This is a genomic window from Winogradskyella schleiferi, assembly GCF_013394655.1.
Classification (GTDB): Bacteria; Bacteroidota; Bacteroidia; order Flavobacteriales; family Flavobacteriaceae; genus Winogradskyella; species Winogradskyella schleiferi.
In genome coordinates this window covers 2,901,653-2,915,064 of the sequence record NZ_CP053351.1, presented here as the reverse complement: position 1 = coordinate 2,915,064, position 13,412 = coordinate 2,901,653, and the positions used below count along the sequence as shown (strand labels likewise).

The 13,412-nt window shown below is 33.4% G+C and carries 11 protein-coding genes and 1 other RNA gene; 6 read left to right on the top strand and 6 right to left on the bottom strand.

The window, feature by feature from the left end:
• Nucleotides 1-58: 58 nt before the first annotated feature.
• The 3 genes from HM990_RS12635 to HM990_RS12625 all read left to right on the top strand — a co-directional run bounded on the left by HM990_RS12635 (nt 59) and on the right by HM990_RS12625 (nt 4,305).
• Nucleotides 59-889 carry a universal stress protein gene (locus HM990_RS12635; RefSeq protein ID WP_178989289.1) on the top strand — a complete coding sequence of 277 codons (831 nt, stop codon included), beginning with the start codon at nt 59-61 and terminating at the stop codon, nt 887-889.
• 365 nt (nt 890-1,254) lie between these two features.
• Nucleotides 1,255-3,069 (top strand): sodium:solute symporter family protein, encoded by a 1,815-nt coding sequence (locus HM990_RS12630; protein ID WP_178989288.1) that lies wholly within the window; start codon nt 1,255-1,257, stop codon nt 3,067-3,069.
• A gap of 255 nt (nt 3,070-3,324) precedes the next feature.
• On the top strand, nt 3,325-4,305 hold the full coding sequence (locus HM990_RS12625) for a type I phosphomannose isomerase catalytic subunit (protein ID WP_178989287.1): 981 nt from the start codon (nt 3,325-3,327) through the stop codon (nt 4,303-4,305).
• A 644-nt stretch (nt 4,306-4,949) separates the two neighbouring features.
• Here the strand turns inward: HM990_RS12625 and ssrA are convergent.
• Nucleotides 4,950-5,345, bottom strand: a transfer-messenger RNA (tmRNA) gene (ssrA, locus tag HM990_RS12620).
• 350 nt (nt 5,346-5,695) lie between these two features.
• A complete protein-coding gene (locus HM990_RS12615; RefSeq protein ID WP_178989286.1) occupies nt 5,696-6,466 on the bottom strand; it encodes a DUF1206 domain-containing protein in 771 nt (256 codons plus the stop codon).
• Between the two features lie 168 nt (nt 6,467-6,634).
• Between HM990_RS12615 and HM990_RS12610 the strand changes: the two genes are divergently transcribed.
• From HM990_RS12610 to HM990_RS12600, 3 genes are all read left to right on the top strand, one after another.
• Nucleotides 6,635-6,847 (top strand): hypervirulence associated TUDOR domain-containing protein, encoded by a 213-nt coding sequence (locus tag HM990_RS12610; RefSeq protein WP_178989285.1) that lies wholly within the window; start codon nt 6,635-6,637, stop codon nt 6,845-6,847.
• Nucleotides 6,848-7,042: 195 nt separating this feature from the next.
• Nucleotides 7,043-8,248 (top strand): NAD(P)-dependent oxidoreductase, encoded by a 1,206-nt coding sequence (locus tag HM990_RS12605; protein ID WP_178989284.1) that lies wholly within the window; start codon nt 7,043-7,045, stop codon nt 8,246-8,248.
• Complete coding sequence (locus HM990_RS12600; RefSeq protein WP_178989283.1) at nt 8,235-9,029, top strand: SDR family NAD(P)-dependent oxidoreductase; 795 nt, start codon at nt 8,235-8,237, stop codon at nt 9,027-9,029. The genes HM990_RS12605 and HM990_RS12600 overlap by 14 nt, the downstream gene beginning before the upstream one ends.
• On the opposite strand, the gene HM990_RS12595 is transcribed toward HM990_RS12600, so the two are convergent.
• The 4 genes from HM990_RS12595 to HM990_RS12580 are packed head-to-tail and all read right to left on the bottom strand — an operon-like array spanning nt 9,026 to nt 13,403.
• A complete protein-coding gene (locus HM990_RS12595; RefSeq protein ID WP_178989282.1) occupies nt 9,026-11,842 on the bottom strand; it encodes an MSEP-CTERM sorting domain-containing protein in 2,817 nt (938 codons plus the stop codon). The genes HM990_RS12600 and HM990_RS12595 overlap by 4 nt on opposite strands.
• Complete coding sequence (gene xrtK / locus HM990_RS12590; protein ID WP_178989281.1) at nt 11,826-12,347, bottom strand: exosortase K; 522 nt, start codon at nt 12,345-12,347, stop codon at nt 11,826-11,828. Before xrtK ends, HM990_RS12595 begins: the two co-directional genes overlap by 17 nt.
• A complete protein-coding gene (locus HM990_RS12585; protein WP_178989280.1) occupies nt 12,337-13,008 on the bottom strand; it encodes a DUF1361 domain-containing protein in 672 nt (223 codons plus the stop codon). The genes xrtK and HM990_RS12585 overlap by 11 nt, the downstream gene beginning before the upstream one ends.
• Nucleotides 12,996-13,403: a ribosomal maturation YjgA family protein gene (locus HM990_RS12580; RefSeq protein WP_178989279.1), complete on the bottom strand. Its 408-nt coding sequence runs from the start codon at nt 13,401-13,403 to the stop codon at nt 12,996-12,998. Before HM990_RS12580 ends, HM990_RS12585 begins: the two co-directional genes overlap by 13 nt.
• Nucleotides 13,404-13,412 lie beyond the last annotated feature (9 nt).

The window sequence follows — 13,412 nt, the reverse complement described above, 5'->3', positions numbered from 1 at the left end:
TTCCATCAAATTTAAGCGGGAACACCATAAATATAATTAATTCAAAATGTAAAAAAAGATGAAAAAAATTTTAATTCCAACAGATTTTTCGCTAAAAAGTTGCCAGACTGTAGATTACATTATTAATCTCTTCAAAAATGAAAATTGTGAGTTTTACTTTTTGAATACATATCGTTATGAAATGACTGGTTTGAGTGCTATAGAAATGCTTCAGGCAGATGACGAATGGTTTGAAAGACCAAAAGAGCAATCTTTAAAAAGCCTTGGAAAATTAGTAACAAATTACACTATAAAATCCAATAACATAAAGCATTCATTTCATGCCATTTCAGAAAATAGAAATATTGTAGATGGACTTAAGGACAATGTTGACAAAATAGGAATTGATATTATTGTTTTAACCAGTAAAGGGCTATCCACATTAGGTGCAAAGACCGAAAATATATTAGAAAAAGTAAGGTCTTGTCCTGTTTTAATTGTGCCACCACATGCCACAACTTGTAACGGGATCACTTTAACTGTAGCCTCAGATTTTCAAAATAAAATTAATACGAGCGAGATAGAGCGCTTTATTAAAGCATTGGAAAACACCAATACCCAAATTGGCATATTGGTGCTAAAAGAACAAAGTACATTAACAGAGAAGGCAGCAGATAACATAGAAACTTTTTTAGGATATCTCAAGCAATTTTCGTGTAATTCAATAGGTTTGGAATTTTTAAAGCCAGCTTATAAACTTAAGGATTATGCTTCCGCTCACAACGACGAAATTATGTGTGTAGTTGATAATAAACCTGATTTGTTCAGAAAAATAGGCATTGTAAAATCGAAAGTAATTTCAACATTGAACAAATTAAATAGCAATACAGTTTTAACGGTACATCAATAACCTGCCAATGAACATCTAAAAACGAAAATGGCAGATTTATTATATATTGATGTTGTTCTTCATTTAAATTTAATATCTGGCGAGCTGACTTATATCACTAGGAAAAATGATAGGGCAGAAGAAGGATAGAAAACACATAATAGATATGGTTTGAGTATTTAGGAGCCTATTATAGATATTTGGATATAGTAATATTGAGTATTCTAATAATATCTTTTAAGATGGGTTATTTTTCGAATAAAATTTAATAAGGTATCTTTTTTATTTATTTTCATTAAAATAGTTGGTTAATAATTTTTGAAAGGAAATTTTTTAGTTAATTTCTGCTTTTAATTTATTTACAACGTTTTTAACCAACAAAATAAATGGTGTCTTTAAGCATTCTCGATTATATCTTAATTATAGCTTTTTTTATAATAACCCTGTCCATAGGTGTTTACGTGTCTAAGAAAGCGGGTAGGAGTTCATCAGAATTCTTTCTTTCTGGAAAAACGATGCCTTGGTGGTTATTAGGGGTTTCAATGGTTGCCACAACTTTTTCTACAGATACACCAAATTTGGTTACAGATATAGTTAGAACTAATGGTGTATCGGGAAACTGGGTATGGTGGGCTTTTTTAATTACAGGATTATTGACCGTTTTTGTTTATGCCAAGCTTTGGAGAAAATCCAATGTCAATACAGATATTGAGTTTTATGAATTCAGATATGGCGGAAAACCAGCTACATTTTTAAGAAAGTTTAGAGCTATTTACTTAGGTGTGATTTTTAATGTAATCACTATGTCTGCAGTAACGCTAGCGGCAATTAAGATTGGTGGTATTATGCTCGGTTTAGAGCCTTGGCAAACTGTTGTAAGTGCAGGATTTATTACAGTTGCATTTAGTGCTCTGGGTGGCTTCAAAGGTGTTGTTTACACAGACTTCATACTATTTTTTGTTGCGATGGGTGGTGCAATTGGCGCAGCATATTATTTAGTTAATTTACCTGAAGTCGGCGGTATTGAAGCTATTATGCTAAATGAGAACGTAATGGATAAATTATCGATATTACCAGATTTTAGTAATAAAAATGCACTAATTACACTTTTTATTATACCCTTGGCGGTCCAATGGTGGAGTTCTTGGTATCCAGGTGCAGAACCTGGTGGTGGTGGTTATATTGCACAACGAATGTTGGCAGCCAAAGATGAAAATCATGCTATAGGAGCCACATTTTTCTTTAATATTATGCACTATGCATTACGACCTTGGCCGTGGATTTTGGTTGCATTGGCTTCATTAGTCGTGTTTCCAGATTTAGCAAGTATACAAGAAGCTTTTCCGAATATAACAGATGATAAGCTGGGCCATGATTTAGCCTATTCTGCCATGCTTACAAAACTGCCAAGCGGATTATTAGGATTGGTATTGGCATCGCTAATTGCAGCGTATATGAGTACAATTTCTACACAGTTAAATTGGGGATCTTCTTATATTGTTTACGATTTTTATAAGCAACAAATAAACCCAAAAGCATCTGAAAAGCGTTTGGTTGCAGTAGGTAGATTATCAACTGTAGTACTCATGGTTATAAGTGCATTGTTTGCACTGTTATTACAAAATGCCCTTCAACTATTTGAATTGTTACTCGTTTTTGGAGCAGGAACTGGACTAATATTTATCTTACGTTGGTTCTGGTGGCGCATCAACGCATGGAGTGAAATCACAGCAATGTTTGCGTCTGGTATTTTATCAATACTATTAAAACTAACACCGCTTGGAGACTATTTGTTTAAATCAGAAGAAAGTGTTTTTGTAAGTTATTGGGAATATCCACTTGTGGTGTTGACAACGACGGTTATTTGGCTTATGGCCACTTATGCGACGCAACCCGAAAGTAAAGAAGTCTTACAAAGTTTTTACAGAAAAATACAACCCGGTGGTCCAGGCTGGGAAAAAGTAATATCAGAAGCTAATGCGGAAGGTGTTTCGTTAAAAACCTCAGACGAAAAATGGAGCGTACCTTCTGGTATAGCAGCTATGCTCATTGGCTGTGTTCTTATTTACAGTTGCATGTTCGCAACAGGTTATTGGATTTACGGTGACTATAATTATGCCATAGGATTAACTGTTGTCGCCGCAATTTCTGGAGTCTTGCTAAAAAATGTTTGGAAAAACATAAGAACAACTATTTTATAAAATTAAGATGTCATTTCTAAATTCAAAGAAAACATTAAGAGTAAATTTAGTCTTATGTGATTTTTTGATTTAAATTGTAAAAGATAAGTTAAAGAAGTGGAGCAAAAAAAACAGAAACCGACTATCATTTTTTACTATGATTAACGTCTATGTCTATCAAGGGATTAGTGCTTAGGAGCATGGTTTCTATAAAATCTGAACATTGAAAGAGTAATAATATAAGAAGTAATATTTAATAAAGAATACGATTAAAACATGAGTAAACAGGAACTATATCCTATAAAATTCGACCCCATTTTTAAATACAGACTTTGGGGAGGCAATAAATTGAAAACGGATCTCAAAAAAGATTATGAAGGTGAAAACATTGGTGAATCTTGGGAGATTTCTGATGTTGAAGGTGATGAAACCAAAGTATCAAATGGGGCTTTAAAAGGTAAAACACTTAAAGAACTCATATCAATATATAAAGGCGATTTTGTTGGCGAAGCGGTTTATAAAGACTTCGGAACTGATTTCCCGATACTTATAAAGTTTATCGATGCAGAAGCGCCGTTGTCAATACAAGTTCATCCAAGCAATGAATTGGCTAAAGAGCGTCATAATTCGTTTGGAAAGAACGAAATGTGGTACGTTATAGGTGCTGACAAGGATGCTGAACTTATTGTTGGTTTTGATTCTGAAATGGATAAAACCAAGTATCAAAACCATTTAAGCGATAACACCATATTAGAAGTATTGCATCATGAAAACGTAACTAAAGGAGATACGTTTTATATCCCAACAGGTCGTGTACATGCTATTGGAGCTGGAGTGTTGTTGGCCGAAATCCAACAAACATCGGATGTAACGTATCGTATTTATGACTATAAACGAAAAGATAAAGTCACAGGTAAAGAGCGAGAATTGCATACTGAATTAGCCTTAGATGCGATTGATTTTAAACACTATAACAATTATAAAACGGATTACGGCAAAGCGGTTAATACTTCAAATGTTTTGGTGCATTCCCCATACTTTAAGACCAATTTCATTAAAGTGTCTGGAACGTTGGTAAAAGATTATGCACAGCTCGATTCGTTTGTAATTTATATGTGCGTCAATGGTAGTTTAGAACTTACCTATAATAGGCAATCTTATAATTTAAATATTGGAGAAACCATATTACTACCTGCCATGACTGATGCCGTGGAATTGACTTCGGATTCTTCAGAAATTCTTGAGATTTATTTATAAATATAACCATGAAAATAAAGCACCATAAATCATTTATTAAAATGATAATGTTGTTTTTCTTATTTCTGATGGTATTTGGCGTAAATGTCTAAAATCTGATTTTAAACAATATGCAAAAATGTGCCTCAAGCGAGTTGTTGAAAAAGCTTCAGAATTGGCAATATTTGGATTATGGAGATTTTATCAAAGGACTTCATCTAGCTATTAGTTCAAACAAGAAATTATAAAAATTTAGGTCTTAAGAAATAGAATCATTAATTAAAAATTCGAGTTTGACTCGTTTGACCTATCCGAAGAAAATTAATAAAAATCTCACAAAAAATCAAAACCGAATTAACCAAATTGATAAAGAGATAAATGGTCTGGTTTAATAATTATATGGTTTAACCGAAGATGAAATTGAGAGCCTTGTAAAAGCTTAAATAAATAATAATGCAGATGTATTCGAATATCTTACACAAAGGATTACAGTGATGAGTGCAGTGAATTCATAAAAGCGATGAAAGATATTAAAGATAAGAATATCGGACTTTTTAAGTAAGACCACTTTGAAACTAGTATTGAGACTATGGTAGATTACAAAACAATTATTAAAACTAGTGAAAACCTCAACAAATTGGAGAACAATAAGTTGAGGTTTTAAAAAGTGGAGTCGGAGAGAATCGAACTCTCGTCCAAACAAGTAACCAAAGGGCTTTCTACACGTTTATTCTTTTCTTGGGTTTTCGATTGCAAGCTGGTTAAAGACAACCTACTTACAACTTAGCTTCTTAATCTCGAAAGTGCATCGAAGCGCTACACGATCTTAGTCAATTTTTACGATGCCTCAAATAGAAACGCCACTGACTAGGGCTTTTCGGAGACATTTAGCCTTCCTACCTAGTAGGAATAAGCACGAATCTTACTATAATTCAGATTATGCAGCTAAAGCGTAGTTATTCTCGCCGTTTAAAATTTGGTCTAGCCTTTTACGTGTTTCAATGCCATTACACGACGTGCTTACCATTCAATTAATCTCGCTGTCAAAACCAGTCGACCCCTTAATGAGATAGCAAATTTTAATTTGCGTAATCGAATTAATCCTGAACTTGTTTCAGGATCTCATCAATCAATAAATGATAATATTTTTTTCGGGCGTTCCTTCCGCTTAATACCTACAAGGTTTAGATACCAAAACAAGTTTGGTACAAGCCTTGCAGGAAACGCTTCAGTCGGGCTGTCCGCTATATCTTTTGCAAAAAAGCAAAAGGATGCCGCTTCCATCCCTAACGCACCATACCAAGAAACAGTAATTATTGCTCCAAGGTCTGCGAAATTACTAAAAATAGTTGTGCAAATGCTATACCAAAATACTTTTATAATAACATTAAGAAAATATGTCAGTTTAAATTTATCTCACATTTGTGTCAGGATATTTGGACTTTATCAACATAAAAACGCCGTAGAGTGCAACCCCTAAAGCCACAAGCCCCATAACTATAGATCCAAATTCATTTTGTAATAAACTAAAGGCATCAGCTCTGTTGATGTCGCCACCAGAATTTCCCATGCCAGTCTTGAAAAATAAAAAAGCCATGATACCAGCTACAATACCTCTAGCCGTAAAGCCCATTTTTCCTGCTTTGGTCAATAAACTCTGGGCATCTGGGTCAATGCCTGCATGTTCAATGTCTTCTTTGTATTTTCCAGAATAAGCAACATAGAATTCATATATGGCTTTTCCTAATAATATAATGGCAATAACAATTGCAATTATATCTCCGTACTCTGAATTCAGTAATTTGGAAGAAGATCCGGAATCACCAGAAGAGCTTCCAAAAGCCAATTTTATTGCAGAGAATGCGAAATAACCGTAAATCAATCCACTCACCACATAAGCAGTTCGCTTAAAATAGCCTTTAGCATCATCATCGTGATTTTTTATATTACCAAATCCTTGATAGAATCTATAAAATGTATAAGCAATTAGGCCTAAACCGAGAGCAATAAGCAATATTTTACCGTAAGATTGTTGTGCCAAAAACTTTAATATGCCGTCCTTACCACTTTTGCTTCCTCCTTGTCCAAAAGCAGCCATAGCCGTCAATACGCCAATAAGCAGATAGACAATTCCTTTTGCAGCCATCCCTATACGGGAGATCATTTCTTTTTTTGAGCTCATATTATTTTTTTTAGTTGATTAATATTGCATCAATAAAATAAAAAACCATCATAAATAGTTGTTCTATCGAAGTTTATGTTAACTGGATTCGTTTTTTAAAGCGAAGGTTTTTTTCGGAATTCCTAAATAACTTTATATTTTTGTAGGAACTATAAATTCTATGAAACCATGATTAAAGAAGGAACGAAAGTGAAATGGAAATGGGGCAACGGCACCGCAGAAGGTAAAGTCATGGAGACCTATTCAAAAAAAGTGACCAAAACCATTAAGGGCAACGAGGTAACACGACACGGAGAAGAAGGTAACAAAGCACTATATATTAAGCAAGAAGATGGAGATTATGTCCTTAAACTTGAAAGTGAGGTAGAGCGAGCCGATTAGTTATTGGTGTACTAATGAAGTTTGAGCTATAGAATGAAATTATTTTCGTGAAAAAGTTATTGCTATATTCAGCTAGTAATTTGTAAGTTGCAATCCGTAAATTCAAAGCCTCCTTTGAGGAATTCCAGAAATAAAATCGTGACAAGCTGTGTAAAACAACTTGTTTTAAATTAATTTAAATTTTTATTGCGTATCATGACATTCGCCATCATAAAAGAACGAAAAAATCCACCAGATAGACGTGTGGTTTTTTCGCCAGAACATTTAGCAGAAGCACAATTGACCTATCCAAATGTACGGTTCATTGTAGAAGCTTCTGATATCAGGATTTTTCCTGATGAAGCCTATAGAAATAAAGGCTTCGAAGTTTTGGAAGATGTCTCTGAAGCTGATGTGATGATTGGTGTAAAAGAAGTTCCAATTGATAATCTTATCCCTAATAAAAAATATTTTTTCTTTTCACATACCATAAAAAAGCAACCTTACAACAGAGCGCTTCTAGTGGCTATGTTGGAAAAAAACATTGAACTATTCGATCATGAAACCATTGTTAAAAAAAATGGGGCACGTTTAATTGGCTTTGGTCGTTATGCAGGATTAGTCGGTGCTTATAATGGTTTTAGAGCTTTAGGCTTACGAGATGGTGCATTTAATTTACCGAAAGTAGAAACCTTGGCGGATTTAAATGAGGTTAAAGCGGAATTAGATAAAATCACGATTCCAAATCTAAAAATTCTACTTACAGGAACAGGAAAAGTAGCCTTTGGTGCCAAAGAAATTCTGGATCATTTGGGTGTTAAGGAAATTACTGACGCTTTATACTTAACGTCACAGTTTACTGAGCCCGTTTATGTCATGGCAGATGTGATGGAATATGCCAAACGAAAAGACGGTAAGGTAGGAGAGAAGTACAAATTTTATAAAGACCCATCAGGATACGAAAGCAATTTTATGCCTTATGCCAAAGAAACCGATTATTTTATTGCTGGTCATTTTTATGGTAATAATGCGCCTTATTTGTTTACAAGGGAAGATGCCAAACATCCAGACTTCAGAATCAATTTAGTGGCTGATGTTTCTTGTGATATCGATGGTCCAGTGGCAAGTACCATTAGGCCTTCAACGATTGCAGATCCTTTTTATGGCTATGATCCGCAAACCGAAAAAGAAGTGGCTTTTGATGCGAAGAATACCATAACCGTTATGGCCGTTGATAATTTGCCATGCGAATTGCCTAAAGATGCTAGTGAAGGATTTGGGGAAACATTTTTAGAACACGTGATTCCTGCGTTTTTCAATAATGACGAAAGGGAAATTTTAAAACGTGCTAAGATCACCGAAAATGGTAAATTAACTAAGCGTTTTGGTTATTTGCAAGATTATATCGATGGAAACGAGTAAAAATAAAACGGCTTTAGTGACAGGTGCAGCGTCCGGATTGGGTATGGAGTTGGCGCTTCTGTTGGCTAAGGATGGTTATAATCTTATTTTAATTGATGTTGATTCAGAAAAGCTGGAGCATACAAAATCCTATATTTTAGATACCTATTCTATTGAGATTACGCTGTTACTAAAAGATTTGAGTGTGGCCAACGTGGCTAATGATATCTATGAAGCTATTAGCGATATTTCTATAGATGTTGTTATTAATAATGCCGGCTTTGGGCTTTTTGGAACCTTCTGTGATACGGATTGGGAGCGCGAATCACAGATGTTACACCTACATGTATTAACGGCAACACATTTAATTAAATTACTTTTACCAGATATGGTAAAACGTGGTTCGGGTAAAATCTTAAATTTATCATCCTTAGCAGCTTTTCAGCCTGGTCCAATGATGGCTTTATACTATGCCTCTAAATCGTATCTTTTATCCTTTTCCCAGGCTATTTCCAATGAATTAAAAGGCACTGGTGTTACCGTCACGGCCTTATGTCCTGGACCAACAAAAACAGCATTTCAAAGCGTGATTTCCCAAGATAATGTAGAAAATAAAATAGCGTTTAATATGGCTTGTCCTAAACGTGTAGCGGCTTATGGTTACAAAGCGATGCAAAATGGGAGAGTGGTTGCCATACCTGGAACATTCAATAAGTTCTTGTCCATTTTACCTCGAATGTTAACGCGAAATAGAGCGACCAAAATTGTCCGAAAGATTCAGGATAAGAATCGGGATGCTTAATAATTATTTAATTTTAGCCGCATTTTTCTATGCATTAAGAACAGTCCAAATAGTATTAGTAGTATAAATAACTCTGGTTCAGACATTCGCTGAGTGTCATCATTTAAATCCAAAGATTTTTTACCAGAGAGTACTTCCTTTTGTTTCTTTTTTAGAATGGCCTTTTGTGCTTCATTTTCAACCACAATGTAAGAAGTTAATGGTGTCATTATTTTAGATATAAAACTGTATTTAACGTTTTGATTCCATTCGTTTTCAGAGTGTTCAGGATGTAAAATATTTGACAACCATCTACCTTGAAGTAGTAAACCAGAATTCCAATTTTTAGGTTTAATTTTGGCTTCATTTATTTCAAAACTTGAAGATTTTAAAACTATATCTGGTTGCTTATTATTAGGTAAATATGCCAGCGTTTTAGTTGTGTCTGGCCATGCCAATACAGATTGACCAGTTTCTATTTTGGTATCATCTTGAATGAATTTTTTCGGATGGTTTGATAAATCATGAGAGGCAACATATCCTAATGTATTTAAATGATAAAAAAGGTCGCTTTCTGGAAATGTAATTTTGAAATCCTTAAAATCTTTAGAAATTATTGAACTTAACATATCATCTGTAAGCACAACAATAATCGGATAGCTATTGGTCATATTATCAAAAGCTTCAAATAGAATTTTCTTTATACCACGCTCTAAATAGAATCCTCCATCAAAAACTTGTTCATCGAGTTTAGTTTTCCATGTTTTATTCATATTGATTGTATGAGAATAGCTATTTGTAAAACTTACCTTATGATTTGAATTCAATGGGTATTGATTTAAGAATTGCTCAATGGTTTTCACATAAGTGTCCTTTAAGTTCTGTTTTTCTGCAGAAGCATCAATAACAAAATGATAATAGGGTTGTCTTTTTACTGGTGTAAGTGTTTTCTTTTCATCTAAAGAAACATAAGCAACATGTTCATTTTGTGAAGAATAATCAATTGCTGCGTTAGTGATGTTTCCTAAAACTAATTCGTGATTGTCGATATTTATTGTAACTGGTTCTTTGTGTATAAATTGAATACCTGTTCTTCTAACTTCATTTTCGGCAAAAGGAAAAACCCTGAAAGAGACTTTGTTTCCGGTTAAATAATATAACAATCCTGGGTCTCTATTTTCGTTTCTAATCTGTGAGAAAACCCACATTGCAGATTTCTTTTCGGCCAAAATTCCCATTTCTTTTTTATCTCCAACATAGAGATAGTAATCATTAATCCAACAGCCATTTGGCAAGTCAATTGTTGTAGCATATTCTGACATGAAATTATTAGAATTAGCATTTGTAATTTCGATATTTATCCAACTTGTCCAATTGTTTTCAGCTTTATTAAAAGTACTTGTTGAAGAAATATTAGATATATCAACGTTGCTATTTCTGATGTTTTCTGACCTAAGATTGAAAGATTCAGCATTGAAAAAAACACGTTCAATGTTGTTAATTTTGGCATCAGATAGCGTTAAATTGTCTAAAACAATCCAATTGAAAAAAGGAGACAGGTAAGGCGTTTGTTTTCCGAATATAAAATCATCTCTTCGGTCTTTGTTAGTCAATACAACATCTAATGTTTTCCGTAAAGATTCCGTATCAATAATGTAATCTTTAGAATAATCTGGATTGTAGATATAATTTAAGGTTTCATGAATAACCAATTTGTCATTATGATAAGATAGGGTTAAACCCATTGGAATAATAAGAAATCCAATAACAGAAGCAGTAATTAGTAATTGTTTTGAAAAATGCTGTTTTAGAAACGAATAATCCGAAACCAATTCTTGAAGATGAATTACAAAAAGCACTAAAGGTGTTAGCATTAAAAAACCAACGCCAACAGCAATAATGGCAATTACGGAAAGGGGCAAAAAGGGTAAGAAGACAATGAAGAAATATAACGTGTAGGCCAAAGTGATACTGCGACCAAAGTATAATGTGAGTCTATAGATTTTGTTTTCTGTATTTGGTAAACAGATAAATAGTCCATTTACAACAGCAATGATATAAAACCATGCAGAGTTGAAATCGCCAAATATCCCAGTGCTTCCAGTGGAAAAACCATCTAATAAAAACCCTCTATTTACTAAAAGTCCTAAAAGTGGAAAAAGTATAGCAATAGGAATTTTCCATACGAGCTGATATTTTTTCCACTGCACTCCTTTTTTTATGGATAAAATATATATTCCTCTGATAAGAAAAAACAGAAATACTATAACTCCAATAACCATGGATATTATTAAAGCGTGTTCATTAAAACCGTAACTCACATTACGCCAAAAAGGAAGTATAAGCTGAAAGAATATAAACCAAACCAAAGGCACTGCTAAAGACAATAAAAAGCTATGCCATGCCTTATGATTCTTATTCGTTGAGGTTAACTTAATAACTATTATAAACAGGGAATGCGCCAAAGTTGGCATTAAAAAAGTACCAACGTATAGCAGTAAATCTCCTGAAAGCATCCACCTTGGGATATCCCAAGGTAAAATTGAGGTAGAATGTATATTATACTGATAAATAAATATGATGTACAACACAAGGCTTATAAAAGCGTAGTAAATGGAAATGTTTTGTTTTTTAAGAATACAGTAAATTGTATATATCAGATTCACACTTGCTAAAGCAAATAAAGTAAAGCCAAACCCTTTCCAGTATGTTATGTTTTCTTCAGATAAAAGTGTTTTAATAATGTTGTAATCACTTAAAAACAGTAGGAATAATAAAACTATAGGTAAGGTATTTATGACTAAAAGCCATTTTGGATTAAGTAAGTTTTTCATCGTGACTATAGTATTTGGTTAGTGTATAATTAAGAATCATATAAACAAGAATTAAAAATGATAAATAGATAAAAACACCTTCTGCTTGGTGTAACCATGAGTAGTTAAAATTGGTTTGTTTTTCAATAAAGATTGAAGTTAAAATCCGAGATGTATTTGCAAATAGTGTTAGGATATAAGTTGCTAATAATGATAATGGAATGACTATAATTTTCTGAAAATTTGAATTACAAATTTTAACAAGTAGCGTCGCAAAAACGACAAAGCTTATTAGCCAAAAGTTAATGCCTGAACACGATTTATCTATAGTTATATTAAGCTCTTCAAAGTAAAATCCAAATTCATTTGCATACTGAAAGTTAACATTGGACACTAATGAAACCGCTTTACTTATTGGTTTCAGAATAAAAATTAATGCATCGTTAGTGGCAAAAGTATAAGCAGTTTTGGCTACTATTACTATTGAAAATAGAATACTGAAGAAAAACGTGTTTTTAGAATTCATGTGTTGAGTTTTGATTCAAATTCCTAAACACCCAATAACCAACTACCAAAAATAGTCCAAAACCTAAGGTAAACAACCAAGCTTCATAGTTCTGAAATGGTGCTATAATAATATTCAAAATATCTAAAAACAATAGTTGTGGCTGACTGATAATTTCCCAAGAATTATAGCGTAAAAAACGACCTAAATAAACACCAAATCCGCATAAAAAGAGAATGCTAATGCTAATTGCTTCAATGGGCAATTTTTCAAATTTAGATTTAACGATTTTTTGCATATCTAAAATCGAGATATAAAAGAGTAATAAGCCGCTCAGCGCGAAAGATAAAATCACTAAAATATCTAGCCATAAAAGCGAGTCGTTACCTATTCTAATATGAACAAGGTCTGTTACGATATAGGGTGCATTTGGCAGAAATATAAGCCAAATCATCAAGCCAAAAGTGAGTTTTAATTTACTGAGATTGGGTTTGGTGCTGAGGTACATGGTTATGGTATAAGGTATGATGGCCAAAAACACATTCCAGATTAAAAACAAAAAGAAAAAGGATTTGTTGAGTTTCATGCGTAGCATCAATAAAATAACGCTAAATGCTAAGGCGACACTAAGAAGTGATAAGGTTCTAAACCGTGTTTGAACGAGTGTTTTTAGTGTTTCCATAATCTGATATTTTTTGAGTTTTGTAATTTGGAAATTGAAGATTCAATGCCTAAAACTGTTAGAATTCCCAAGGTATAAGCTAATAAATCCATAACATGAAATGTACTGCCGAAAATGAGTTTTGCCGTAAAACTATCTTCTAAATTAAAGTAGCTTAAGAATGGTGTGAGCTGAAGAAACTCAATCCCATAAGCAATCAAGAGGACGACCAAACTTGAAGCCCTCACATTCAAGTTGGTGCATCCTCTTATAATTGCATACAGTAAAATAACCACGAGATAATCTCCAAAAGTGTAGCGAATAAATCCGGTTTTTATGATGAAAGCGATGGCCAATTCCACTAATAACAGAAAGTGTGCCAAGGCCAAATAATTTTTGTTGAATTGAATTTTCATGTTGAAATA